Source organism: Arenibacter sp. S6351L (assembly GCF_023016025.1).
In the GTDB taxonomy this organism is placed as follows: domain Bacteria; phylum Bacteroidota; class Bacteroidia; order Flavobacteriales; family Flavobacteriaceae; genus Arenibacter; species Arenibacter algicola_B.
The window spans coordinates 38,465-62,581 of the sequence record NZ_JALKBB010000004.1; the positions used below are offsets into that span (position 1 = coordinate 38,465).

Here is a 24,117-nt window from a genome sequence, read left to right on the forward strand (position 1 = left end):
GGCGGTGTTGAAACGTTGGTTTGCGCTTTAACTATTATACTAATCAAAACAAACCTACTTTGGAAATTTAATTCCAAAGGACTATTCCTTGCTTAAAACAGTATGGGCTAATAAAAAATCTAATACAATTCGGTATTTATATGCCCTCCAAGAGTACTTCGGCAACAACAATTCCGATTGATAACAGAAATAAGATCAAGGCGGGCAAGGACTTAATATTTGGATCATCGGCCTTAAAATGCATGGCAATAGCACCTAACATGAATATTCCCATGGCACCTGCGGCAGGGGTACTCAGATCCTTTATCCAAATAGATACCAATAATAATACCGCAAGAGTAACCTTAATGGTGCCTACTGTATACATAATTGCAGGCGAAAGGCGATAAGTTTCAAATTCTTCCTTCATGGATTTGGAATCACCTCCTCGCCATGGAGTGGGTTTGTTGAAGCGAATAAACCATACATTTATAATGCTTATAAAAATAATGATCTTGGCCGCAATCATGAAGTAAGAAATAAGCATAGGTCTTTGGTTAATTTAAAATTGGTCAAGGTTTTTCATTCCTAATATAGGAATTATCCCATTGAATTTCCACTAAGTATTAAATTATTGATTCTATTTTTAAGTTGCCTTATCAATTGTTTTAGCAGTGATACGTTAAATAACAAAATTTTGTATAAACGAATATTTATTCGATTTTAAATTATATATTTGCGGCGTGAGGGTAAAAGATGAAACAAAACAATTGGCGATTGTAGAAAACACATTGGATGTTGTTTTTGAAAGGGGATTTGCCGGAATAAAGATGGCGGACCTGGCCAATCGCGTTGGTCTTTCGGTATCTACACTCTATGTATATTACAAGAATAAAGAAGATTTAATTGTATCTATTGCCATAGAGCTTATAGAAAGGGAAACCCAGAGAAGCGAACAGGAAATAACGGAGGATTTGCCCTATAAACTAAAACTAAAAATGTTATGGTTATTTTGGATCAATTTCAGTATTAACCATAAAAGGGAAATGAGCTTTTTAGAGCAGTTGAAAAAATCGCCTTATTACGAAAAAGTACCCATATCCGTAAAGGAGACTAAAAGTAAAATGGCAATGAACCTTATTGAACTGGGGAAAAAGGAAGGCCTGCTCAAGAATGTAGACAATAACATACTAATGGGCATAATTGGAGCCTTAATGGGGGAAACCGTAAAATTAATTATGGATGGAAAAATGGAATTGAACCAGAAAAATATCGACTTTATGTTCTCTATGGTTTGGGATGCCATTAAAAGCTAGTTTTTTTTGAATCAAAACAGAATAAATATTCGATAATAAGTGTATCAAATGCGGCATTCGCGGCGAAAAGTAATTGTCCATTGAAAAAAATAATAAAGAAAATGAGTATAGTAATTGGAAGTGGATTTCTATTAGTGGTAGTAATAGGGGTTCTGTTTTTGTATTTAAGCCCCGAGTTTGGAGGTGCTCCTACCATGGAGCAGAAAAGGATCTATATTAAATCGCCCAACTATAAGGATGGTAAGTTCATCAATAAGGAACACGTAAAACTTGATATGAGTATGCGCGATATGGGAAAAAGTCTGGCAGGCTACTTTGGAGCCTCAACCCATACCAAGCCCGGTCGGAATATTCCCGTGGAGAAGTTGGATTCCATAGATATAGTTAATTACAAAGACAGTACACGTCTTATCTGGTTTGGTCATTCGGCTTTTCTGTTGCAAATGAACAACATAACAATTTTGATCGATCCCATGTTCGGTAAGGTGCCTGCACCACATCCCATGTTGGGTAGTAATAGATTTAGTAGGGAACTACCGATTGCTGTAGAAAAACTTCCGGTAATAGATGCCGTGATTATTTCCCATGATCATTATGATCATTTGGACTACGGTTCCATACAGAAATTAAAAGAGAAGGTGAATATGTTTTATACTCCTTTAGGGGTAGGGGCACACCTGCAAAAATGGGGAGTGGAAAAAGAGCGTATTGTGGAGTTGGATTGGTGGCAGGAAGTAACCCACGAGGGATTGGTTTTCAGATGTACCCCGGCCCAGCATTTTTCAGGAAGGGGATTTACCGATAGGGCAAACACTTTATGGAGTTCTTGGATAGTACAATCGGAAACCGATAATATTTTCTTTAGCGGAGACAGTGGCTATGGCCCGCATTTTAAGGAAATAGGAAACAAATACGGACCTTTCGATTTTGCGATGATAGAATGCGGACAGTACAATGAGATGTGGCCCGATATTCATATGTTTCCAGAGGAGACGGCCCAGGCAGGATTGGATGTGAGGGCAAAACAAATAATGCCAATTCACTGGGGGGCCTTTAAGTTGGCAATGCATCCTTGGACAGAACCTGTAGAACGGGTTACCAACAGGGCAAAGGAACTAAATTTGAATGTGTTGACTCCAAGAATTGGCGAACCTATCAACCTTGATCGATTGGAAGAATCAACCTCCGAGTGGTGGAAATAACCCTGAAATAGCTTATGATAACAATTTTTAAGACTAATATAAATGAAGAACAAGAGTCAAGGGTCAGACAGTTTTTAAATCTGTTCAAGGAGATATTAAAAGTAGATTTTGATTTTGAGGATTCCGATAATATACTACGTATTGAAACTGTTGGAGATATTGCAACGCATGTGGAAGTAGTATTAAATTCCAACGGTTATTTCTGCAAAGAGCTGATTTAGGGGCGTGGTTTACCATTGATAAGTTCTTTTTGTGCCCAGCCTATAAATGGGCCATATATTATATAATAAATATTACTTTTGCAGCATCTTTTATTATAACAATATGAAGAAATATAAGATTGCAGTAGTACAGTTAAACCTCAATGATGTTGCCGAAAACAATTTAAAAAAGTGCATCACCTGGGTTAAAAAAGCAGCTGAGCAAGGGGCAGAGGTTATTTGTCTCCCTGAACTATACAGTAGCCATTATTTTTGCCAAAGTGAGGATACGGACAATTTTGCCTTGGCAGAGCCATTGTACGGTACCTCCTTTAAAGCCTTTAGTGCTTTGGCCAAGGAGCTGGGGGTGGTAATTATTGTACCATTCTTTGAAAAGCGAATGGCCGGTATTTATCACAACAGCGCGTATATCATTGATACCGACGGTACGGAAGCCGGACTATATAGAAAAATGCACATTCCGGACGATCCACATTTTTATGAAAAATTCTATTTTACCCCTGGGGATCTGGGCTTTAAGAACAATCCCACCAAAAAAGGTAATATAGGCACCCTAATATGTTGGGACCAATGGTATCCTGAAGCGGCTAGACTTACTGCGCTTAAAGGTGCTGAAGTCTTATTTTACCCAACTGCCATTGGCTGGCATCCCCAAGAAAAGGAAGAATATGGGGAAAAGCAATATAATGCTTGGATGAATGTAATGAAAGGTCACGCCGTGGCCAACGGGATATTTGTGGCTGCTGCCAATAGAATTGGCTTGGAGCAATACCTCCCCAATACAGCCGGTATTGAGTTTTGGGGAAAGTCATTTATTGCAGGCCCGCAAGGTGAAATTTTGGCCGAGGCCTCCCATGATAAGGAAGAGATCCTGATAGCAGAAGTGGATCTGGATCTACAGGAAAATGTACGTCAGAATTGGCCGTTTTTTAGGGATCGTCGTATAGATGCCTTTGCCGATATCACCAAAAGAGCTTTGGACTAAATGAGAAGGTTTCCTGCAGAATGGGAAAAACAGGAGGGCATTTTGCTCTGTTTTCCCCATAACGGTAACGATTGGCCAGGTAAGTACGGGGCCATACAATGGGCCTTTGTAGAATTTATTAAGAAGGTAACATCCTATGAACAGGTTTTTTTGGTAGTGGACAGTGCCCAACACCGGGAAAAGGTTACGGAAATGTTGGAAATGGCCACCGTGAATCTTAAAAGGATAACTTTTATAGTTCAGAAAACCAACCGTAGTTGGATGCGGGATTCCGGGCCCATTATTGTTAAAAATGGCAAGAACCGGGAAGCCTTAAACTTTAATTTTAATGGTTGGGCCAAATATTCCAATTATAAACTGGATAGAAAGGTGCCCATGGCCATTTCGGAAATCTTGGAAGTACCTTTGACACAAGTGGTTTACAATGGAAAACCCGTTGTTTTGGAAGGTGGGGCGTTGGAAGTGAATGGTAAGGGAACCTTGATTACTTCAGAGGAGTGTCTTTTACATCCAACAATACAGATAAGAAATGCCAACTTTACCAAAACGGATTATGAAGCTATCTTTAAGGAATACCTGGGTATAACCAATACCATTTGGGTGGGAGATGGCATTACAGGAGACGACACCCATGGTCATATTGACGATTTGTGCAGATTTGTGGATGCTGAAACTATAGTAACGGTAGTGGAGTCCAACCCGAAGCACAAAAATTATAAGGCCCTTCAAGATAATTTACAGCGCCTAAAAGAGGCTAAGTTGGAAAATGGTCAATCGCCAAAAATCGTAGCCCTTCCTATGCCAAAGGATATAGTTTTTGAGGGTTTGACCCTGCCCGCCAGTTATGCCAATTTTTTGATTCTTAACAACTGTGTGTTGGTTCCTACATTCAATGATGCTGCAGATAGAATTGCGTTAAATACTTTGGCCACCTGCTTTCCGGATAGGGAAGTCATAGGTATTAGTGCCATTGATTTAATATGGGGTTTTGGGACGCTGCATTGTTTGAGCCAGCAAATCCCGGTCTAGTTTTATTGGCTATTAATAGGTTCCTACTTTGTTCCTCCAGACATTTCATTACTAGACCATGCCTATCTTCCAATAGGTAGGTTCAATCTGCGCTCTATATTTTGGATGGCTACAAGTTGCCCTAGCAAAAAGTTTTTGTATTCTATTTTACATATTGGTGTGCATTGCTTTTGACATGAAAGCAATAGTATATTCTTACGACCAACAAAGAGAAGAAAATGCTAATTACGGGTATTGTGGAGCAATCTATGTACGTATAAAAAGTATTTGAAAAACAAGGAGCGGTTTATGAAATTTATAGGGCATACGGATGAGTATCTTTTTTTAAAAACTATTGATAACCATAGTTGTGATATATTAAAAGAGCAAATTGAAAGTAGCCTCACTATTTTGTGGTTTCAATCCGATACCAATATTCTTGTTATAGATGGAAAGGAAGAAGTGTTTTCTAAAAACCAAATCATTTTTTTAACGGAGTTCCATCAAATTGTTCCCAAGAAAATTGGAGAAATTAGATTTTTAAGGTTTAATAGACCTTTTTACTGTATTCTTGATCATGACAGCGAGGTAGGATGTAAGGGTATCCTGTTCTTTGGCGCTTCCCAACTCCCGGTTATAACCCTTGCCCAGGAGGATCATGAAAAATTTGATACGCTTTGGAAAATGTTCACAATAGAAATGGAATCCAATGATAATTTGCAGATAGATATGTTGCAAATGATGCTTAAGCGTTACTTGATATTGTGCGCCAGACGTTATAAAAATCAGGAAAACTATCCCGCAGAGCGTAATGAAACCGATCTTGTTAGGGAATTTAATTTTCTAGTTGAGCAGCATTTTAGATACAAACATAGTGTTGCGGAATATGCCGAATTGCTGCATAAGTCTCCAAAAACCATATCCAATGTTTTTTCAAAAATGGATTCGAAATCGCCCTTGAAATATATCCATGACCGGATAGCTTTAGAAGCCAGGCGGATGCTGTACTATACAGATAGGCCCGTCAAGGAAATCGCCTACGAACTTGGATTTGATGACATCCAGGCTTTTAGTCGATTTTTTAAGAAACAAGAGGGTATTTCCCCTTCGGAATATAAAGAAAAAGGGGATTTGGGAACAATTGCCAATTCTTCGGGAATTACTACCTAACAAAACCCATCTTCCAGGTCGCATCTTTGCATTGTTAAAATTAAGTACAACAATTAAAATACAATACAATGGAAAGATTTCAAGTACCAATTAGAGAAGAAGTATCAACGAACAATCAAGCAATTTTCGACAATCTGAAAAAGGCAGTAGGATTCGTCCCTAATTTGTATGCCTATTATGCAAAGAATGAGACGGCATTGGGCGATTACCTAGCATTGCAGAATCGTAAAACTACCTTAAAGGCAAAGGAAAAAGAAGTTATTAATCTAGTGGTGAGTCAGTTCAATGGATGTAACTACTGTTTATCTGCCCATACACAAATTGGTAAAATGAACGGGTTTACCGAAGATCAAATTTTAGAGATTAGGACGGGTGCTGCAAGTTTTGACACGAAACTGGATGCTTTGGCGAAGTTTGTATTGTCTACAGTTCAGAATAACGGAAAGGCCTCTGAAAAAGTGAAGGAAGAACTTTTTGGTGCCGGTTATACCGAGGCCAATATGATCGATGTGGTTATAGTTATTGGAGACAAGACGATTAGTAATCTAATTCACAATTTGGCGAATTTTAAAATAGATTTCCCTTTAGCGGAAGAACTCCAGACAGCAGATATATAAATCAGTATTAGTAAATAAACACCCTTGGGTGTCAATAAATCCAATGGGTCAAAAATAAGAAACAAAATGAGTACAAAAATAAACATCAAGAATTTACCGGTAGGCTACCAGTCAGTCATAAGCAATGGAAAACACGCTATACTTGGGGACGAGCCCATCCCTTCCAAAGGTACCGATTTAGGGTTTTCCCCAGTGGAATTGGTATTGGCAGGAATCTCCATGTGTAAAGTGGCCACAATAAGAAATGTTGCCAGAAGAAAAGGCTGGGAAATAGGGGAGGTGGATGCCCAATTGGAACAAACGGCAGTGCGCCAGCCCAATGGCAGCTTTAAAACCATAGTGGAATCCAACATCCAAATTCAGGGAAATCTCACCGAGGAGCAAAGGGAGCTATTGGTCCGTGAGGCGGACAATTGTTATGTTACCAGACTGGTCAGGGGAGAATGGGAATTTCAGGAATCAGCACAATTGGAGCCTGTGGAGGTATAGATTAATAATCCATTATATTTTCAATTAAATTAGCCCCGGTGTTTACATCGGGGTTACTTTTTTAATATCCCACAATACATTCCAGTCTTAAAGGTCGTATATATAGATTTTATTAAGAATCAATGAAAAAGAGTAATTAATTTGGTAGAACAATTGTACTGATTAACTTAGAGCTTAAATAATATGTAATTTATCATGAAAAGATTCAAGGCTCTCGACGTCTTCCGCGGATTGACTATTTGTTTAATGATAATCGTTAATACTCCAGGGGATTGGGACCTTACCTTCGCCCCGTTATTACATGCAAAATGGAATGGTTTTACTCCGACCGACTTGGTTTTTCCTTCTTTTCTTTTTGCGGTAGGAAATGCTTTTGCATTCGTTAAGACCAGATGGGCCGACAAACCCCTGTCCGAAGTTTTTCAGAAAATTATAAAAAGGACCTTAATTATCTTTTTATTGGGATATCTAATGTATTGGTTTCCTTTTGTGTCATGGACAGACTCCGGGGACCTGGCCTTGGTTCCATTTAGTGAAACGCGGATATTGGGAGTGTTACAGCGAATAGCAATTTGTTATTTTATTGGAGCAACCATGATTTATTTCCTTACCAACCGCCAGCTTATTATCGCCTCTGCAATTATCCTCCTTGGCTATTGGGGGTTGCTCAGTGCCTTTGGCGACTATACCTTAGAAGGCAACCTGGTGAGAACCCTTGACAGGTTAATTCTTGGTGACAGTCACCTTTATGGGGGTGATGGACTTCCGTTCGATCCAGAAGGGCTGTTAAGTACGTTGCCGGCTATCTGTAATGTAATAGCAGGGTATCTAGTTGGAAAGTTTGTTATTCAAGGGGGTATTTCTTATGAAAAATTGGCCAAAATGTTCATGATAGCTGCAGGGTTATTGGCCGTTGCGTATTTTTGGAATTTAAGCTTTCCTGTCAACAAGAAGTTATGGACAAGTTCGTTTGTGATTCTTACCATTGGCCTCGACATAGTTGTGTTGTCCATTCTTATTTATGCTATAGAATTTCTTAAAAAGCCGATAAACTTTAATTTCTTCGAAGTCTTTGGAAAGAACTCGCTCTTCATTTACCTACTCTCGGAATATTTGGCCATTACTTTGCTTTTTGTCCGCGTTAATGAAAATCAAAGTTTGTACAATTATATCTACGAAAAGGGATTCAGTTGGTTCGGACCTTATTACGGGTCTTTCGTCTTCGCCTTGGTCTTTATGATGTTATGTTGGTTGATAGGTCTTTGGTTGGACAAAAAGAAGATTTACATTAAGGTCTAATCCCTACCTTGTATTTGAACAAGGGAAGTTGTATGGCAACTTGCAAAATCAACCTTAAGAAAGAAATTAAAATTAAGAGGCTTCCTTAAAGGACCGGTCTAGCGTAGTATAGGTTTGTCATGTTTAGCGCAGTGGAGGTATGTCAGGTCGAGCGCAGTCGAGACCTTATCCTTATTACCGTTTTGAAAAACACGGATTTCCCGACTGTTCTCTAGGGGATATGATATAAATATTTTAATTGATTGATTTAAAGCAGGATATGAATATATAGTTAATTTATGTCAACTAAAGATAAATGAGAAATATTAAATTTTAATAATATCCGTAGGGGTTTCCACTAAAATGGTCATTTTACCGCGGATGGCAATGGGTTGCTTCATAATCTCAGGGTTGTGCCTAATCATTTTTATCCAATCGTCTGTAGAAAATTCGTGGGGATCAAAATGGGCTTTATAAGATGGATGTTCTTGGTTCACCAAATCCTTTACCTCAATACCTAACCTATCCGCCAATTCAGCAATTTGGGTCCCTGTTAAAGGGACTTTAAGGATGTCAATTTCAAATATCGGCAATCCTTCAGCTTTGGCATAGGCCAAGGTTTGCTTGGCTCTTGTGGATTTGGAACTGTAATATAGTGTTATCTGTCTTTCCGAGGTAGCTATTTCTCCCATAGGTTTATTTTAAAATTGTCTTACCCATTTTTTGTATGGGTCTCTAAATGATGTTTTATCAATTGCTTTAAACTCTCCAAATATTCTTTTAAATCTTCCTTGTTTACATGGGGGTGACTTTTTGCAGGAATAGTCAAAGGATTTTCATCCAAAGAACGATATAGCTCAGGATAATTGGTTTCAATATCGGAAGTGAGCTGCGAAATTTCGCCTAATACTTTTCTTAAATCATTCATGGTGAAAAATGTATTGATTGATACTATAAATATAAAGAAGTTTTTAGTTTTAAACCCTGATGACGGTCATGTAAATCATAATTCCTCCTCAGAAAAACTTCATGGAATAGGAAGCCGACTCAATAATAAAAAAAACTGATATGGATTACGACCTATGTCCTGTTCTCGACGAACCAAAGTCCTGTTCTTTTATTTTTAAAGTAATTAAAGGCTTATTGTACCTCCATATTGGGTTAATTTTTTGAAACCATCTCTATTTGGAACAATTCAATTATATTTATGAATCTAGAAGCTTTACTTGTGCAAAAGCACATTTATAGGTTTTTAAAAATGTCACTGCTATGTACAGTTGGTAGGGTACTACTAAACTTAAGGGCCAATAAAAAGAAAAATAATAATGAAAGCAATAGGATTTAAACAATCATTACCCATTACGGAAAAGAATAGTTTTATAGCCTTTGAAACTGAGAAACCAACCCCAACGGGATATGATTTGTTGGTTAAAATATGGGCTATATCCGTCAACCCGGTCGACTTTAAAATTAGACAAAATGCCGCAAAGGATATGGTGTTGGACACTCCTAAAATTATTGGATGGGATGCGGTAGGAATCGTGGAGGCCGTAGGTGATAAAACTTCAAAGTATAAGGTAGGGGACGAGGTATATTATGCCGGAGACATTACCAGAAGTGGTTGCAATGCCGAATATCAGCTAATAGATGAACGGATTGTTGGGCACAAACCTAAAAATTTGAGTGTACCCGAGGCAGCGGCCATGCCCTTGACAAGCTTAACCGCCTACGAAGCGCTGTTCGACCGTATTAGGATCGACCCGGAAAAAGACAGGGGTAAAACGGTTCTGGTCATAGCGGGTGCCGGCGGGGTAGGCTCCATCGCCATTCAATTGGCCAAGAAATTGTGTAACCTTACGGTTATCGCCACGGCTTCCAGGGAGGATTCCATAACCTGGTGCAAAGATTTGGGAGCGGATCATGTAGTGAATCACTACAATTTAAAAGAGGAATTGGAGAAGATTGGTCATAGTCAGGTCAACTATATTTTGGATTTCGTGGATTTGGAGGGCTATTGGGAATTGGCGACCGATATAATTAAACCCCAGGGACACATTGTTTCCATTACTGGTAGCAGTAAACCCTTAAATCTAAATTTATTAAAAAATAAGAGCGTTACCTTTTCTTGGGAGTTTATGTACACCCGCTCCATGTATAATACAGAGGACATAGAGCGCCAACAAGATATTTTAAACCATATGTCCCAATTATTGGATGAGGGCACTTTAAAAACTACATTGACTACCACGCTTTACGGGCTTACGGTAAATAACTTAAAGACTGCACATGAAATGCAGGAGTCCGGTAAAACTATTGGTAAAACGGTAATTTTATTTTAAGGACACAGGTAATTGTTTTATTTTTCAAAGGTTACTTTTGTATTGTATTGATAAAATATTGGATGTATGACCATTGAAGAAAAATTGGTAAGCATGGGCATTGTGCTGCCCAAAGTGGCACCTAGGGGAGTGGGGAATTATGTTTCCTGGACAATTAGTAATAATACCCTTTACACCTCTGGTCAGTTACCATGGAAAGATGGGGAGTTTGGAGTTTTGGCTTATACCGGTAGGGTAGGGAGCGACCTAAATATAGAGGAGGGGTATAACTGTGCGCGTATTTGTGCCATTAATGCCATTGCCCAACTAAAGGGTGCAGTAAAAGACTTGGAAAGGGTCAAAAAAATTATCCGCTTGGACTGCCATATACAGGCCGCTGAGGGGTTCAAGGATCATTCAGATGTCTTGGACGGAGCTTCGGATGTAATGAATGAAGTGTTTGGGGATAGGGGAATCCACACCCGATCGGCAATAGGCATTTATCAATCGCCATTGGATGTTCCGGTAATAGTCTATTTAATTGCCGAGATAGATTAAGTGAAGTTTTGGAATAAACCTCAACTTTAGTTTTAAATTATTAGCTGCAATACAATAGGCTAAAACATTATAAATCAACCCTTTTTCCAGTTTTCACCGCCTTGTAAATGGCATCGATAATTTTCAAATCTTTAAGACCTTCCTCCCCGTCGACGGGTACAATAGGTTGTACCCCTTCAAAAATAAGTTGGGCCATACCATCCATCTGAAGGGTCTGGTGGGTTATATGTGGCTGGGTTAGTTCTCCCTGATGTGTTCTGCCCTTAATTGGGCCATAGCCTGTGGAGGGTTGCATTTCTACAAATCCCTTTTCTCCATTTAGAAAAAAACGGTCCAAATGTCTCATGGCATAGGTAGATAGACACGAAGCTGTTGCACCACTGGGAAACCCCATCTGAAATTGTATGGTTTCATCCACACCTTCCTTAAATTTTACGGGATCTGTCTTGGTTTCTTGGGCCGTAACCCAAATTGGTTCCTCGCCCAGCATGTACCGGGCTCCGTTAATGGAATAAATACCAATATCCATCATTGCGCCACCACCGGCCAGTTTTTTATTCAATCGCCATTGTGTAGGGTCTCCAATGGTAAATCCAGATAGCCCTTGAAAGAACTTGAGCTTTCCAAATTCTCCAGCCTTTCGCATGCGTATTACTTCTACGGTCTTGGGTTCATAATGCATGCGATAGCCTACCAATAATTTTACATTTGCCGCTTTACAGGCATCTACCATTTCCTGCCCTTCTTTGGCATTGATGCCCATGGGTTTTTCACAGATTACATGTTTTCCTGCTTTGGCTACCCTAATTACTTGGTCCTTATGCAGTCCGTTAGGGGTAATAACATAAACGGCATCTATATCCGGGTTGTTTTTAATTTGATCAAAGTTGTCGTAGTTATAACAATTTTTTTCGGGTATGCCATACTTGGCACGCCAGTCCACCACTTTTGATGGAGTACCACTTATAAGTCCCACCAGCTTGGCTCTCTGGCAAGATTCCATGCCTTTGGCAACTCGAGTACCATAACTTCCAAGTCCCATTATGGCAACCCTTAAAATGGGCCCATCATAAGGCTTGCTGGAAGCAGCAAACAGCTTTGCTGGACTGTATAAAATTGGTAAACTGATTGCGGAAACGGTTAATTTTCCCAAAAAATCTCTTCTAGAACCCATAATGATCGTATTTGTGTGTCCTAAAAATAACTAAAATGAAGTTATACCGGCAATAGATAAAGAAATGTTTTGTCAAAATTTGGAGACCTTCTGAAATCCATATTCATTGACGACGAAAAATTAGGCGTTCTGTCCTTGGCCAATACAAAGCCTAAACCTATTTCGGCGTTGAAAAATATCAATGTTTAAATGGACTATTAAGGAACCCATGGTAGCGTTTTAAAGTGCAGTGGACAGTAGATCCTGATAAAAGGTTACCTTTGCAGGCTTTTATCGGCACATGCAAAATCAAAATAGAATTTCCTTAATAAAGCCTCAAGAGTTTCCTTTTTTCTATGGTTATGTGGTTCTTTTTATTGGTAGTATTGGCATTTTAGCGAGTATTCCGGGGCAGACCATAGGCGTATCTGTTTTTACGGATCCCGTAAAAGATGCTTTGGGATTATCAAGAAATGAGTTTAGTAACGCGTATATGATCGGTACCTTGTTGAGTTCTGCCTTGGTGGCGCGGGCCGGGCGATGGTTCGATGCCTATGGTGCTAGATATGTGGCATTCTTTGCCACCCTGCTCTTGGGGGTGTCTCTATTAATATTTTCTGTTTCCGTTGAAATTAGTGGGGCCATTAAGGCGCTTTTTAATTTTGATTCCTGGTTGATTCCGTTTTTATTGATCACATTTTTATTTTTTTTAATTAGGTTTAGTGGTCAGGGGGTATTGACCATGGCCTCTAGGAATATGATCATGATGTGGTTTAAGAAAAATAGGGGAAAAATTAATTCCATAAGCAGTATTACAGTATCCCTAGGCTTTTCCAGTGCCCCGATTCTGTTGAATAGGCTTATAGACGACCATGGCTGGGCCAGCAGTTGGCAAATAATGGCCCTGTCCCTTTTTATTTTTTGCCTCTGTATTTTACTGTTTTATAGAAATAGGCCGGAGGATTTCGATTTGCTTCCCGATGGACATGAAAAGAAGGAAGTGGACCAAGAGGCTGAGGAAATCGAGACCGACTTCACCTTAAAAGAAGCTAAAAAAACCCGGGCCTTTTGGATGTTTGGACTAGTTTTGGCTTTCAATAGTTTTTATGTAACGGGATTTACATTTCATATCGTCTCTATTTTTGGAAGTCAGGATTACACAAAGGCCGAAGCCATCGCTATTTTTTTGCCCATGTCCATAATAGCAATATTCGTATCAACTACCTGCAACATTTTAAGTGATTACATTCAGCATAAAATCTATTTGTTCATTATGTTGGCAAGTGGGGTAGTGGCCTCGTTGGGACTATTGTTTCTCGCTAATCCTATAGGGGTATATTTGTTGGTCGGGGGGCTAGGGACCATGGGTGGTTTATTTGCAGTAATCAATGCAGTTACATGGCCCAGTTTTTTCGGCAGAAGGTATTTAGGTTCTATCTCAGGAAAAGTAATGAGCTTTTTGGTTATAGCCAGCGCCGTTGCGCCTAGTCTTTTTAGCTATTGCTATACAACCTTGGGATCTTATAGATATATAAGTTACATCACCTTAGCTTTTTTATTGTTTTTGATCATTGGGTCTTTTAAGGTGAAGAATCCACAATAAGAAACAGTGTATTTTTTATCCTTGGTTATGGAATAGCCATCGGGTTTATGCGGTACAGGCATTTCGGGTTAAAAGCCTATATTCTCCGTTGTTCTTAAACTCTCGAATGGAGATGCCTACATACTTTTTGAAGGTTTTTGAAAGATGGCTAACATCCGTAAAGCCCAATTCCTGTGCAATTTCGGTCAGTGTAAAATCGGAGTTCAGTAAACGGATTTCCACCAATTTCAATTTGGCCTTAATAATATATTCACGTAAAGGCATATTCACTTGTTTTTTAAAATACTCACTTACATAGGTGGTAGACAACATAAAGACATCTGCCAAGTTTTCTACTTTTAAAAGCTCTGTTTTATCAATATTCTCGTTGATATAGGTGAGCATCTTTGAGATTTTATCATCGGTATTATTTTTTGGTCGGTCAAAATAATTGGTTTTTTTGATGTTCCTGATCAATATCTCCAAAATACTGGTCATTAGACTTGTTATCAGGTTTATGGACTCTTGGCCGTAGTCTCTGGATTCTTGCAAAATCATGGAAATTAAACTTTCCATATGACGTTTGTCCAAATCGTTCTTAATGATATCTCCGGGTAACTGATTGTAGTTGGAAAGTATATAGGAAGCTTCTTTGAACCATTCATTTCTAATAATGGACATGCCCTTGGTATTTTTGAAAAATGAATCTGTAAACTTCAAAAAGACGAACCTTGTGGGTTGTTCAATAGTAAAAGAATGACATTTTAGAGGAGGCAGTAGAAAGATACTGCCTCTAGAATAGGCAACCTCATTATAGTTGATACACTGCGTACCTTCTCCTTCTTTTATTAAAACCAGTTCAAAGAAGTTGTTTTTGACCGGGCGCTGTTTCCATTCCGATAATTCCAGTTCTTGTATTTCAAAAGGTTTATATGTCTGTAATACTTGCATTTTCAACTATTTTAAGGTCAAAATTAAATAAAATAAGCATAAGGAATCATTTTTAGACAACATTAACCTTTAAAAATACATAAATACCCAATTTTTTTACCAAAAAGTTCGTGGCCAGTGCAGGTAACTTTGTCCCTGAATTTAAAACGGAATCAAAAAAATAAAAAATGAATACACCAAACATTTCAAAAAAGGACATTATAAACGCTTTTCAATTTAGACACGCTACCAAAGAATTTGACGCTACCAAGAAAGTATCGGATGTCGATATGAATTTCATTTTGGAAACGGCTCATTTATCCCCCAGCTCTTTTGGTTTTGAACCTTGGCATTTTATAGTGGTCCAGGATAAGGAATTAAGGGAAGCACTAAAACCTGTAGCTTGGGGAGCACCTGTAAAATTAGATACTGCAAGCCACTTTGTATTGGGGTTGAGTATGAAGGCGCCCATGACCAAATGGGATTCGGAATATATTATGTCCATGATGAAGGATGTAAAGCAATTACCTGAAGAGGTAATAGAAATGTATTCCAAATTTTATAGGGAATTCCAGGAGCGCGATTTTAATCTGGATAACGATAAAAAGTTGTTCGATTGGGCCTCAAAGCAGACCTATATTGCTTTAGGAAACATGATGACCTCCGCGGCATTGATAGGTATAGACAGTTGTCCTATTGAAGGATTCCATCAAGAAAAAGCAGAAGCCCTATTGCGAGAGAAATTCGGTGTGGATACGGATAAATACGGTTTATCCTATATGGCGGCATTTGGTTACAGAAAGGAAGAACCAGCTTTTGCCAAATCGAGAAGGAATAAAGAAGATATAGTTACCTGGTTGTAGTCATAAGCGTAAAAAGAGGGAATTTTAAAGCCATAATATTTATTGGTCTAAAGCGATTATTGAAGTCAGTAAATAATAACCATCAAATTGAACTTATTGGAAATTACTCTTGATTCACTTAAGATATTGGGCTATTGGCCGATTTCTTGATATTCAAGCTCTTTCAATTCACACCTTTGCAGTATTAATATTTTGATTTTAAGGATAGGATAGTAAGGTTACACCATCTTTCTATAGTAGATATAAGCTTATTATAGAAAGTTTGGCTTTTTGACAAGATAATTTAATATGAGAGAATTCGAACCCATAAATAAAGCCTACAACAGTGTATTTCAAGTTGATGAATTGAGCATTGGAATAGTAGTGCCTATAGAAAACTACGACCAAGGGCTAATGCCTACCATGGAGCATCACTTGGAACGTGTAGAACTTATTGAAGATCTAGGCTTTAAATCCTTGTGGATTAGGGATGTACCTTTTAATGTGCCTTCCTTTGGCGATGCGGGTCAAATGTATGATCCATTTACCTATTTGGGATTTTTGGCGGGCAAGACGTCGAAAATAGCATTGGGTGTTTCCAGTATCGCTTTGCCCTTGCACCATCCGGTGCATGTGGCGAAATCCGCTGCCACCATAGATCAATTATCGGGCGGGAGGTTGCTTTTAGGGGTGGCTTCTGGTGATCGATTTGACGAATATCCCGCCATGGGCATCGATTATGATAATCGCGGGGAGTTATTTCGGGAAGCCTTCCAATACATTCGTAGGTCGCAGGAGAGTTTTCCTGTATTGGAAACTAAAAACTTTGGTGATTTAAAAGGACATATAGATATACTTCCAAAAGCTAAAAACCATAAAATTCCTTTGTTGATGACCGGTTTTAGTCAGCAGTCCTTGGAGTGGAATGCAGAACAGGCGGATGGGTGGATGTACTACCCCAGGGATCCCCGACAACAGAAATACAGAATTGAAGAATGGCGGGCACTGGTGGCCGAATCGGGCGAATTCGACAAACCTTTTATGCAACCTTTATATGTGGATCTTCAGGAAGACGATAATTTTATGCCCCAACCCATACATTTGGGATTAAGAACGGGTGCAAATTATTTAAATACTTATTTGCAACATTTAAAAACAATTGGCGTAAATCATGTAAGTATAAATTTAAGGTTCAATTCCAATCGCATGGAAGAAACCTTGGAGCGACTGGCAGAAAAAGTATTGCCTGAATTTCATACCACTAAAAAAGAGAAAGCGATAATATGAGCAAAACAATAGTAATTACAGGAAGCACGGACGGCATAGGAAAAGTGGCCGCTATACAATTGGCTAAAAAAGGCCACAAAGTTTACCTACACGGTAGAAATAAAAAAAAACTCACTGCGGTGATTTCAGAAATTAAAGAACTTTCAAAAAATGAAAATGTAAAAGGGTTTGTGGCCGATTTTTCAGATTTGGATGAGGTTTCTTTAATGGGCGAACAAATTAAAAACGAAATCCCCAAAATTGATGTTCTCATTAATAATGCGGGTATTTTTAAAAGCAAGACCGCTACCAACAAAAATGGATTGGATACTAGAATAGTGGTTAATTATCTGGCACCTTATATGTTGACGAATGCCATTCTTCCCAATATAAAAAAATCGAAAGAAGCACGAATTGTTAATTTAAGCTCCGCTGCTCAATCCCCTGTATCAGATGACGTTGTGTTTGGAAAAACGCGGCTATCCGAAAACGAATCCTATGCACAGAGCAAATTGGCCTTGACCATGTGGAGTTTCAATTTAGCCAAAAAAGAACCAGCAATTACAGTAATTGCTGTGAACCCCGGTTCCCTATTAAACACTAAAATGGCTAATGAAGCCTACGGACAGCATTGGGCCCCAGCTGAAAAAGGGTCAAATTTATTAGTGGACCTGGCTATTTCAGAAATGTATAAAAACGATTCCGGAAAATATTTTAATAATGATATGGGACAGGATAGAGGAGTATTTGCCCCAGCCCATACCGATGCTTATGACCAAGATAAAATAAGACAACTTATAGGGATCACCAATGAAATTTTGGGAAATCTAGTCTCCTAAATGATTGTCCGCTCATTTGAATTTGAGGTCCAATGCCCAGCTATTATCGTCAATATAATTCATCAGTACTGCAAAAAAGGCTTCATGGAAAAGTTGTGACGGTAATATAGACCAGTTCTCTATTAAAGTGGTTCCAAAGATCAACATGAGCATGATCAGCGCCCCCAAAAGAATCGCTTGCTTGGTAAAAAGGCCTATAAGCAAAAGAAGCCCTATAGAAAGTTCAAGTACGGGAAGTGCATAACTAAAGGGCACAATAATGATCTCTGGCAACATGGAGCCCTCAAAACTTTTGACCATCCATTTACTAAAACCCGAAAGTTTGGGCAAGCGTACCAATCCGTGCCCAAACATGCTTAACCCTATCGCCAGGCGCAACATTAAATAACTAATATTGTTCATTACTTTTTTGTAGCAAATATATAAAAATGTGGGAGGGTGCATTTATATTGACAGTGTCAAGAACGTTTTTACCCCCTCTTTTAGATGATGTGCAATTTATCGGTCAATTTTTATTCTTGCTACCTTTAAAAATACTGTAAAATTGATTTTTAGTATCTTTGTAAAAAGTACGGCAGGATTGTTTTACACAATACGCTGTGATTTCCAATTAAAATTGGAACCTTTTAATGCTTTATATCCATAAAGGACAAAAACCTTATACTCAAGTTCAATCAAGTAATTATACCGTTCAAGGCTGTGACTTAGGTAGATATGTGTTCTATAGGTCATTAATGGTTTGGGGTATACGATAGGCGTTCTATCAATATCCAGGAACGGTATGAAAATTGCACAGCAACTTGGAAATGCCTAAAACCCGGATAATAGTTCGCTAACTTATTTTTGGTAAGTGCAACTTTGGACAGCTTCCACGTATATTGAGATATAACGTTTATATTAAAAAGTAGGGTAGCAGGTGCCAGAGTATTAATGAAGCTGTAGGACAGATTCATAGAATAAAATAGTTAAACCCCCGAAGAAAAGAGTATGAAGGATTTTGAACCTATTAACAAGGCATATAACAGTGTATTTCAACCCGATGAACTGAGCATTGGAATTGCAATGCCTATAGAGAACTACGATCAAGGATTAATGCCTACCATGGAGCATCACTTGGAACGTGTGGAATTATTGGAAGAATTTGGCTTCAAGGCCCTTTGGATTCGTGACGTACCCTTTAATGTACCCTCCTTTGGCGATTCGGGCCAGATGTACGATCCCTTTACTTATTTGGGATTTTTGGCAGCCAAAACCAAAAAAATAGCATTGGGTGTTTCCAGTATAGCTTTGCCACTACACCATCCGGTACATGTGGTGAAATCAGCTGCCACCATAGACCAATTATCAGGTGGGAGGTTGCTTTTAGGAGTGGCTTCAGGCGATAGATCTGAAGAATATCCCGCAATGGGAATCGAATATGAGAACCGTGGGGAATTGTTTCGGGAGGCCTTTGAATACATTCGTAAGTCACAGCAGAGTTACCCTAAATTGGAAACCAAAAATTTTGGCGTTTTAAAAGGGGATATAGATATCCTTCCAAAAGCCAAAAGCCATAAAATTCCCTTATTGATGACCGGCTTTAGTCAGCAGTCTTTGGAGTGGAACGCCAAAAATGCCAATGGTTGGATGTATTACCCCAGAGACCCAAGACAACAGAAATACAGAATTGAAGAATGGCGGGCATTGGTTGCTGAAACATGTATTTTTGACAAGCCTTTTATGCAGCCTATGTATGTAGATCTTCAAGAAGACGATGATTTTAGGCCAGAACCCATTCATTTAGGCTTTAGGACGGGTGCTAATTATTTGAACACCTATTTACATCATTTAAAAACTATTGGCGTAAACCATGTTAGTATAAATCTAAGGTTCAATTCCAATGATTTGGAACGCACCTTGGAGCGACTGGCAGAAAAAGTATTGCCAGAATTTCAAAAGAATAAAAAGTCAGCAAAAATATAATGGGCAAAGCACAAGTTGTTAGAGGAAGGCGGACACCAAACGATAGACCTTGAGGGCAATGCCCAAAGGTTTTTAATAACGGAAAATGACTTATCCCCACATGAAGGTTGACGGCACGTAAGGACCGGCCTATTTTCAATTTACTTAAGTGGTTATTATTGCCTGCCTTCGGCAGACAGGTTTTTTATAGGTTTTCGTGAATCTTCGATTTCGTATTAAATCAAGTGGTTTTCACATTGGAAGGCGGAAGGCGTCCATAGAGCATTTCACCCAAGTGAAAGCGGCCTGGACGCCGGGGCCGTGGAAAGTGCGTAGATTTAAAGAAATTTAAAATCAGCTTGGCCATGGCTACAGCTGTCTCCTCCTAACCAAGGCACACCGTACCTTGGTTATTCGGCCCTGGTCGTTTTTTATTCATCGGCTGGTCTATTGATTTTTAAAGGTATTCATGAATGCTACGCATTTGGGCGATGCAAAAAATGAACAGGACACAAACTTGAAATAGTAAATTATATTTTTTTGTTATTCACACACAACTTTTGGGATTGATCCGGGAAAGGTGCTATTTGGGTTCGTCAAGATTTATCACCTGATAAGGTGCTTTGTGGTCTAATCGGGAATATTGAACCGCTCGGCTATTTCTTCATAACTGAATTTGGTATAATCTACGGGAGCTGATTTTCCGCTTTCAGGAATGCCCCCAGGAATCAAAATGTATCGGAATTCTATGAGCAGCAAAGGCTGACCGATTACATCAGAATCTATCGATTCAACGATAAGTCTTAAATTATATAAACTACCTGGCCGTGCGGAATAACTTTGGTTACGACCGAAAATTACTGCAGGGAGTTGATATACTACCTCGCCGGCTGATTTGCCATACACGAGAACTGCGCCATTTTCTTTGATATCCTCAGTCAGTCCCGGAGCAATTATAAAAGAATTCCAATTTAAGTAGGTATTAGGATCAAAAGTGAAAGGGGATGTTATCCATTCGGAATAAATCACATTGGCTGTACCAGCAGGTCCTACTTCGCCTTGTGGTCCGGCAGGCCCTTGTTGGCCCTGTATTCCTTGTTCTCCTTGTGGACCAATATCACCATCTTTCGAACAGGCCATGGTTAAAGTGCCCATTAAAAGAATGGCAAATAATCGCGTTGTGGAATTCATTTTCATAATACCTTTATTTTATGGCTAATAGTATTTAAATTACATCTCGAAATCAGTGCGAGAGGGTAATTATTTTAAAGGCCTAAATTAAAGATGCCATTCAGGAAGGGATGTCACATATGTAACAAAATATATAAGAGAAGTAACATGTACCATCCTTATAATTAATATATCTTTCCGTTTACATAATAGCCGTCTACGACGGTCAGCCTAAACCCTTTTTGGTGATATTTGTTAACTGCATCTTGATATTTTTGGCCTGTTATCGCTTGTAACTCTATCCAATTCTTGATCGTATGGGGGTTCATTTCTTCATTTACAGTTGTGTGCGCATGGGTCTTGTGGACTATGAAAAATAGCAGGACCATACACCAAACGATTGTTTTTGATACTTTTTTCATGATACTTTATTTTAAGATTGGACAAGGGGCAATCTTTGCGCCTTGGTAGGGGAAAGGTGCTATTTGGGTTCGTTAAGATTTATTACCTGATAAGGTTCCGGGCCCAAGGCATATATTGTACCGATGATGTAGACCTATGGGTAAAATATATAATAATCTTGTCCAAGGCTTATCACTTTTACGGAGATCCCATAATTTACCCACCAATTATATATCCCTATTCACTTAAAAGAATAGGCCATTCACTGATTCCTTAAAATTCATGTTGTTCCAATCCACATCTTTGTAGGGTAATAATAGTCCTATAAAGTATATAATGATGAGAAAAGTAAACTTATTGTTTTTATTAATGATGCAATTATTGTTGGTGTTTTCCTGCTCCAACGATTTGGTAGAAAATACGGCAGTAGAGGAAGAGGGGGAAGTGGTAACAGAAAGTGAAACTTATGTAGAAACCTATTCCGACGCCGATTTTGAAGCCGTGGACTGGACCGATGATACGCATAGCAAATCGGCCGATCCAAATTTTGATGAAGTTTTTGAGGATGAGGCTGTAAAGCGTATGGATATTGTCATCACAGAAGAGCGTTGGCAGAGTATGTTGGCTGATATGACGTCACTATATGGGGCGTTTGGTGGTAGTGGAGGTCCTGGTGGAGGAGGATTGGTAGAGGTTGATGAGGATCCTATTTTTGTACCCGGAGAGGTGTTGTACAACGGCAAGGAATGGTACAGGGTTGGAGTGCGCTTTAAAGGCAACTCCAGTTTACAGTCTAGCTGGAGCAGTGGTATCCTAAAATTGTCATTTAAGCTTGATTTTGATGAATTTGAAGATCAATATCCCCAAATAGACAATCAACGTTTTTATGGATTTAAGAAATTGAGTTTGAAAAATAACTACAATGACAAATCCATGCTAAGGGAAAAGGTGGCTACCGATGTTTTCAGGGATGCCGGTATAGCCAGTTCACACGCCGCATTTTATGCCGTTTACGTGGATCATGGCGATGGTCCCCAATATTTTGGAGTATATACCTTGGTAGAAGAAGTGGATGACACGGTAATAGATACCCAGTTTTCGGATAATGATGGTAATTTATACAAACCTGATGGCACCGGTGCCAGTTTTGCACAGGGTACCTTCACCGAAGATGTATTTGTAAAGAAGACCAATGAAGATGAAGCCGATTTTAGCGATATACAAAGTGTCTTTACGGCTTTGCATGCAGCGGATAGAACAACGGATCCCGAAACCTGGCGTGCCAATTTGGAAAGTGTTTTTGACACTGATACCTTTTTGAAATATTTGGCTGTAAATACCGTAATTCAAAATTGGGATACTTATGGTAGAATGACGCATAATTATTATCTGTACAATAATCCCGATACGGAGAAATTATCATGGATTCCATGGGATAATAACGAGGCTTTGCAAAATGGTAATAGGGAAGGGTCATTAGCTTTGGATTTCTCCGATCTAAATGACACTGAATGGCCATTGATAGGTTATCTATATGAAGATGCCACCTATAGGGCACAGTATGATGCCTATGTACAGGAAGTGGTGGATAATGCCTTTAATGTGAGTACTATGCAATCCAAATATGCAGTCTATTCGGCATTGGTAGAACCGTATGCCAACCTTGAAGTTTCCGGGTATTCATTTCTAAGTTCAAGTGCCGATTTTCAGGCTGCCATAAGTCAATTAAATAGTCACGTTAGCGCACGAACAACAGCAGTAAATAATTATTTGAACGATTAGTTTTTTTTGAGTTGATGAACCTACAGGTTTATTAATTTTTATTGTTCCCCCGACCGAAATCCGGCTACTTGCAAAAGTGGCTGGATTTTTAGTTTTTTTAAATTATTGGAATCTTACAGCAGTGAAAAATTTAAAATCTAAAATTTTGTAAATTCGCTAATAACTGTATGACAAGGGATATTATAGATATAAACGACTTTATTATTTTGGTAGAAGAAGCCAAAGTAAATGAGGCTACCTTAGATTCATGCTCCTTTGAAGAGTCTTTGATCGCCGTTGCTTTTTATGGTTCTGGTAATGTTGATTTAAAGGTAAAATATGGGAACAAACAAAAAGACTTCAATCATACCAAGGGTTTGGCCCTTTCTTTTTTCGCAGATGATAAAGTAGAATTCATACATACTGTCTCCTCCGCCAAGCCATTGGAATGCTTGGTTATAGCCACCTCCATAAAAGCATTGGATAAACTTCCCAACCAAGAGGGGGAGTTATTCGGAGATATGTTGGGAGAGCTGGTCAACCCCTCCGATCATTATGTGGAAGGTCCCCATTTCATTATGACCCCGGAAATGCAAGCCATTGTAGATGGCTTATTCAATATTAAATATGAAGGAAAAACCAAAATGATGTTTTTCCGAAGTCAGATAACAACTTTGCTTTCCCATTTTTTTGGTCAATTGGCCAGCTTAAAAACAGAAAAAATAAATCCCCAGGAACGCAGTAAACTCAATTGGGCCAAAGATATCTTATTGGAAAATATTGATAACCCTCCTTCCCTAAGTGAACTTTCCAAACAAATAGGGTTAAACACCTTTAAATTAAAAAAGGACTTTAAGGCATATTTTGGCGTTCCCGTGTTCAAATACCTTCAAAACGAACGATTGACCTTGGCTCATAAGTTGATCCGCAATCAGGATGCTACGGTACAGGAAGCTGCCTGGCATGTAGGCTATGATAGTCTAAGCTCATTTTCCAACGCCTTCGCAAAAAAGTTTGGCTATAGACCTAGTCAGATCAAGTAAATTCCCTTTCGAACAAATCTTACTCCATTTGGGACAACCCGTCCTGA

26 protein-coding genes are annotated in these 24,117 nt (G+C 38.9%); 18 read left to right on the plus strand and 8 right to left on the minus strand.

Annotation, left to right across the window (positions count from 1 at the left end; translation table 11 throughout):
- Positions 1-136: 136 nt before the first annotated feature.
- Entirely contained in the window at positions 137-526 is a 390-nt protein-coding gene (locus MWU82_RS04585; RefSeq protein WP_247095402.1) for a DoxX family protein, read from the minus strand.
- A gap of 196 nt (positions 527-722) precedes the next feature.
- Here MWU82_RS04585 and MWU82_RS04590 point away from each other — a divergent pair, with 196 nt between their 5' ends.
- The 9 genes from MWU82_RS04590 to MWU82_RS04630 all read left to right on the plus strand — a co-directional run bounded on the left by MWU82_RS04590 (position 723) and on the right by MWU82_RS04630 (position 8,286).
- Complete coding sequence (locus tag MWU82_RS04590) at positions 723-1,295, plus strand: TetR/AcrR family transcriptional regulator (protein ID WP_215948123.1); 573 nt, start codon at positions 723-725, stop codon at positions 1,293-1,295.
- Between the two features lie 101 nt (positions 1,296-1,396).
- Positions 1,397-2,497 (plus strand): MBL fold metallo-hydrolase, encoded by a 1,101-nt coding sequence (locus tag MWU82_RS04595; RefSeq protein ID WP_247095403.1) that lies wholly within the window; start codon positions 1,397-1,399, stop codon positions 2,495-2,497.
- Positions 2,498-2,511: 14 nt separating this feature from the next.
- On the plus strand, positions 2,512-2,718 hold the full coding sequence (locus MWU82_RS04600) for a hypothetical protein (RefSeq protein ID WP_247095404.1): 207 nt from the start codon (positions 2,512-2,514) through the stop codon (positions 2,716-2,718).
- A gap of 103 nt (positions 2,719-2,821) precedes the next feature.
- On the plus strand, positions 2,822-3,703 hold the full coding sequence (locus MWU82_RS04605; protein WP_215948126.1) for a carbon-nitrogen hydrolase: 882 nt from the start codon (positions 2,822-2,824) through the stop codon (positions 3,701-3,703).
- Entirely contained in the window at positions 3,704-4,732 is a 1,029-nt protein-coding gene (locus MWU82_RS04610; protein ID WP_247095405.1) for an agmatine deiminase family protein, read from the plus strand. It begins immediately after the preceding gene.
- 288 nt (positions 4,733-5,020) lie between these two features.
- Positions 5,021-5,881, plus strand: a complete 861-nt coding sequence (locus MWU82_RS04615) for a helix-turn-helix domain-containing protein (protein WP_215948128.1) — start codon at positions 5,021-5,023, stop codon at positions 5,879-5,881.
- A gap of 68 nt (positions 5,882-5,949) precedes the next feature.
- Positions 5,950-6,498 (plus strand): carboxymuconolactone decarboxylase family protein, encoded by a 549-nt coding sequence (locus MWU82_RS04620; protein WP_247095406.1) that lies wholly within the window; start codon positions 5,950-5,952, stop codon positions 6,496-6,498.
- Between the two features lie 66 nt (positions 6,499-6,564).
- Positions 6,565-6,987 carry an OsmC family protein gene (locus tag MWU82_RS04625; protein WP_247095407.1) on the plus strand — a complete coding sequence of 141 codons (423 nt, stop codon included), beginning with the start codon at positions 6,565-6,567 and terminating at the stop codon, positions 6,985-6,987.
- Positions 6,988-7,182: 195 nt separating this feature from the next.
- Positions 7,183-8,286 (plus strand): heparan-alpha-glucosaminide N-acetyltransferase domain-containing protein, encoded by a 1,104-nt coding sequence (locus MWU82_RS04630; RefSeq protein ID WP_215948131.1) that lies wholly within the window; start codon positions 7,183-7,185, stop codon positions 8,284-8,286.
- Between the two features lie 305 nt (positions 8,287-8,591).
- Here MWU82_RS04630 and MWU82_RS04635 read toward each other — a convergent pair whose 3' ends face one another.
- Positions 8,592-8,957 carry an ArsC/Spx/MgsR family protein gene (locus MWU82_RS04635; protein WP_247095408.1) on the minus strand — a complete coding sequence of 122 codons (366 nt, stop codon included), beginning with the start codon at positions 8,955-8,957 and terminating at the stop codon, positions 8,592-8,594.
- Between the two features lie 20 nt (positions 8,958-8,977).
- On the minus strand, positions 8,978-9,193 hold the full coding sequence (locus MWU82_RS04640; RefSeq protein ID WP_215948133.1) for a hypothetical protein: 216 nt from the start codon (positions 9,191-9,193) through the stop codon (positions 8,978-8,980).
- A gap of 397 nt (positions 9,194-9,590) precedes the next feature.
- Here MWU82_RS04640 and MWU82_RS04645 point away from each other — a divergent pair, with 397 nt between their 5' ends.
- A complete protein-coding gene (locus MWU82_RS04645) occupies positions 9,591-10,604 on the plus strand; it encodes a zinc-binding alcohol dehydrogenase family protein (RefSeq protein ID WP_247095409.1) in 1,014 nt (337 codons plus the stop codon).
- A gap of 66 nt (positions 10,605-10,670) precedes the next feature.
- Positions 10,671-11,141 carry a RidA family protein gene (locus MWU82_RS04650; protein ID WP_247095410.1) on the plus strand — a complete coding sequence of 157 codons (471 nt, stop codon included), beginning with the start codon at positions 10,671-10,673 and terminating at the stop codon, positions 11,139-11,141.
- Between the two features lie 67 nt (positions 11,142-11,208).
- Here MWU82_RS04650 and MWU82_RS04655 read toward each other — a convergent pair whose 3' ends face one another.
- Positions 11,209-12,315 (minus strand): Gfo/Idh/MocA family oxidoreductase, encoded by a 1,107-nt coding sequence (locus tag MWU82_RS04655; protein ID WP_247095411.1) that lies wholly within the window; start codon positions 12,313-12,315, stop codon positions 11,209-11,211.
- 280 nt (positions 12,316-12,595) lie between these two features.
- On the opposite strand from MWU82_RS04655, the gene MWU82_RS04660 reads away from it, so the two are divergent.
- Positions 12,596-13,897 (plus strand): MFS transporter, encoded by a 1,302-nt coding sequence (locus MWU82_RS04660; protein ID WP_247095412.1) that lies wholly within the window; start codon positions 12,596-12,598, stop codon positions 13,895-13,897.
- A gap of 45 nt (positions 13,898-13,942) precedes the next feature.
- Here the strand turns inward: MWU82_RS04660 and MWU82_RS04665 are convergent, their stop codons facing one another.
- A complete protein-coding gene (locus MWU82_RS04665) occupies positions 13,943-14,827 on the minus strand; it encodes an AraC family transcriptional regulator (protein WP_247095413.1) in 885 nt (294 codons plus the stop codon).
- A gap of 167 nt (positions 14,828-14,994) precedes the next feature.
- Here MWU82_RS04665 and MWU82_RS04670 point away from each other — a divergent pair, with 167 nt between their 5' ends.
- From MWU82_RS04670 to MWU82_RS04680, 3 genes are all read left to right on the plus strand, one after another.
- Positions 14,995-15,669 carry an NAD(P)H-dependent oxidoreductase gene (locus MWU82_RS04670; RefSeq protein WP_247095414.1) on the plus strand — a complete coding sequence of 225 codons (675 nt, stop codon included), beginning with the start codon at positions 14,995-14,997 and terminating at the stop codon, positions 15,667-15,669.
- A gap of 288 nt (positions 15,670-15,957) precedes the next feature.
- On the plus strand, positions 15,958-16,935 hold the full coding sequence (locus MWU82_RS04675) for an LLM class oxidoreductase (RefSeq protein ID WP_247095415.1): 978 nt from the start codon (positions 15,958-15,960) through the stop codon (positions 16,933-16,935).
- Positions 16,932-17,753, plus strand: coding sequence for an SDR family NAD(P)-dependent oxidoreductase (locus tag MWU82_RS04680; protein ID WP_247095416.1), 822 nt, complete (start codon positions 16,932-16,934; stop codon positions 17,751-17,753). Before MWU82_RS04675 ends, MWU82_RS04680 begins: the two co-directional genes overlap by 4 nt.
- Positions 17,754-17,765: 12 nt before the next feature.
- Here the strand turns inward: MWU82_RS04680 and MWU82_RS04685 are convergent, their stop codons facing one another.
- Entirely contained in the window at positions 17,766-18,155 is a 390-nt protein-coding gene (locus MWU82_RS04685) for a DoxX family membrane protein (RefSeq protein ID WP_247095417.1), read from the minus strand.
- Positions 18,156-18,740: 585 nt separating this feature from the next.
- Here MWU82_RS04685 and MWU82_RS04690 point away from each other — a divergent pair.
- The gene (locus MWU82_RS04690) at positions 18,741-19,715 is read left to right on the plus strand and encodes an LLM class oxidoreductase (protein WP_247095419.1); all 975 of its coding nucleotides are present in this window, start codon (positions 18,741-18,743) and stop codon (positions 19,713-19,715) included.
- A 609-nt stretch (positions 19,716-20,324) separates the two neighbouring features.
- Here the strand turns inward: MWU82_RS04690 and MWU82_RS04695 are convergent.
- Positions 20,325-20,891 (minus strand): hypothetical protein, encoded by a 567-nt coding sequence (locus MWU82_RS04695; RefSeq protein ID WP_247095421.1) that lies wholly within the window; start codon positions 20,889-20,891, stop codon positions 20,325-20,327.
- Between the two features lie 158 nt (positions 20,892-21,049).
- Positions 21,050-21,286 (minus strand): hypothetical protein, encoded by a 237-nt coding sequence (locus tag MWU82_RS04700; protein WP_247095422.1) that lies wholly within the window; start codon positions 21,284-21,286, stop codon positions 21,050-21,052.
- Positions 21,287-21,602: 316 nt separating this feature from the next.
- On the opposite strand from MWU82_RS04700, the gene MWU82_RS04705 reads away from it, so the two are divergent.
- Complete coding sequence (locus MWU82_RS04705; RefSeq protein WP_247095424.1) at positions 21,603-23,048, plus strand: CotH kinase family protein; 1,446 nt, start codon at positions 21,603-21,605, stop codon at positions 23,046-23,048.
- Between the two features lie 167 nt (positions 23,049-23,215).
- Positions 23,216-24,070: an AraC family transcriptional regulator gene (locus MWU82_RS04710; RefSeq protein ID WP_247095426.1), complete on the plus strand. Its 855-nt coding sequence runs from the start codon at positions 23,216-23,218 to the stop codon at positions 24,068-24,070.
- The last annotated feature ends 47 nt before the right edge of the window (positions 24,071-24,117 follow it).

Bases quoted from the DNA above. Each gene is read 5' to 3' on its own strand.
- MWU82_RS04650 (WP_247095410.1), top strand. From the start codon at position 10,671: ATGACCATTGAAGAAAAATTGGTAAGCATGGGCATTGTGCTGCCCAAA.
- MWU82_RS04625 (WP_247095407.1), top strand. From the start codon at position 6,565: ATGAGTACAAAAATAAACATCAAGAATTTACCGGTAGGCTACCAGTCA.
- MWU82_RS04695 (WP_247095421.1), bottom strand. From the start codon at position 20,891: ATGAAAATGAATTCCACAACGCGATTATTTGCCATTCTTTTAATGGGC.
- MWU82_RS04615 (WP_215948128.1), top strand. From the start codon at position 5,021: ATGAAATTTATAGGGCATACGGATGAGTATCTTTTTTTAAAAACTATT.
- MWU82_RS04675 (WP_247095415.1), top strand. From the start codon at position 15,958: ATGAGAGAATTCGAACCCATAAATAAAGCCTACAACAGTGTATTTCAA.
- MWU82_RS04585 (WP_247095402.1), bottom strand. From the start codon at position 526: ATGCTTATTTCTTACTTCATGATTGCGGCCAAGATCATTATTTTTATA.
- MWU82_RS04600 (WP_247095404.1), top strand. From the start codon at position 2,512: ATGATAACAATTTTTAAGACTAATATAAATGAAGAACAAGAGTCAAGG.
- MWU82_RS04705 (WP_247095424.1), top strand. From the start codon at position 21,603: ATGATGAGAAAAGTAAACTTATTGTTTTTATTAATGATGCAATTATTG.
- MWU82_RS04630 (WP_215948131.1), top strand. From the start codon at position 7,183: ATGAAAAGATTCAAGGCTCTCGACGTCTTCCGCGGATTGACTATTTGT.
- MWU82_RS04680 (WP_247095416.1), top strand. From the start codon at position 16,932: ATGAGCAAAACAATAGTAATTACAGGAAGCACGGACGGCATAGGAAAA.
- MWU82_RS04685 (WP_247095417.1), bottom strand. From the start codon at position 18,155: ATGAACAATATTAGTTATTTAATGTTGCGCCTGGCGATAGGGTTAAGC.
- MWU82_RS04670 (WP_247095414.1), top strand. From the start codon at position 14,995: ATGAATACACCAAACATTTCAAAAAAGGACATTATAAACGCTTTTCAA.
- MWU82_RS04700 (WP_247095422.1), bottom strand. From the start codon at position 21,286: ATGAAAAAAGTATCAAAAACAATCGTTTGGTGTATGGTCCTGCTATTT.
- MWU82_RS04610 (WP_247095405.1), top strand. From the start codon at position 3,704: ATGAGAAGGTTTCCTGCAGAATGGGAAAAACAGGAGGGCATTTTGCTC.
- MWU82_RS04620 (WP_247095406.1), top strand. From the start codon at position 5,950: ATGGAAAGATTTCAAGTACCAATTAGAGAAGAAGTATCAACGAACAAT.
- MWU82_RS04595 (WP_247095403.1), top strand. From the start codon at position 1,397: ATGAGTATAGTAATTGGAAGTGGATTTCTATTAGTGGTAGTAATAGGG.
- MWU82_RS04655 (WP_247095411.1), bottom strand. From the start codon at position 12,315: ATGGGTTCTAGAAGAGATTTTTTGGGAAAATTAACCGTTTCCGCAATC.
- MWU82_RS04605 (WP_215948126.1), top strand. From the start codon at position 2,822: ATGAAGAAATATAAGATTGCAGTAGTACAGTTAAACCTCAATGATGTT.
- MWU82_RS04645 (WP_247095409.1), top strand. From the start codon at position 9,591: ATGAAAGCAATAGGATTTAAACAATCATTACCCATTACGGAAAAGAAT.
- MWU82_RS04640 (WP_215948133.1), bottom strand. From the start codon at position 9,193: ATGAATGATTTAAGAAAAGTATTAGGCGAAATTTCGCAGCTCACTTCC.
- MWU82_RS04660 (WP_247095412.1), top strand. From the start codon at position 12,596: ATGCAAAATCAAAATAGAATTTCCTTAATAAAGCCTCAAGAGTTTCCT.
- MWU82_RS04665 (WP_247095413.1), bottom strand. From the start codon at position 14,827: ATGCAAGTATTACAGACATATAAACCTTTTGAAATACAAGAACTGGAA.
- MWU82_RS04690 (WP_247095419.1), top strand. From the start codon at position 18,741: ATGAAGGATTTTGAACCTATTAACAAGGCATATAACAGTGTATTTCAA.
- MWU82_RS04635 (WP_247095408.1), bottom strand. From the start codon at position 8,957: ATGGGAGAAATAGCTACCTCGGAAAGACAGATAACACTATATTACAGT.
- MWU82_RS04710 (WP_247095426.1), top strand. From the start codon at position 23,216: ATGACAAGGGATATTATAGATATAAACGACTTTATTATTTTGGTAGAA.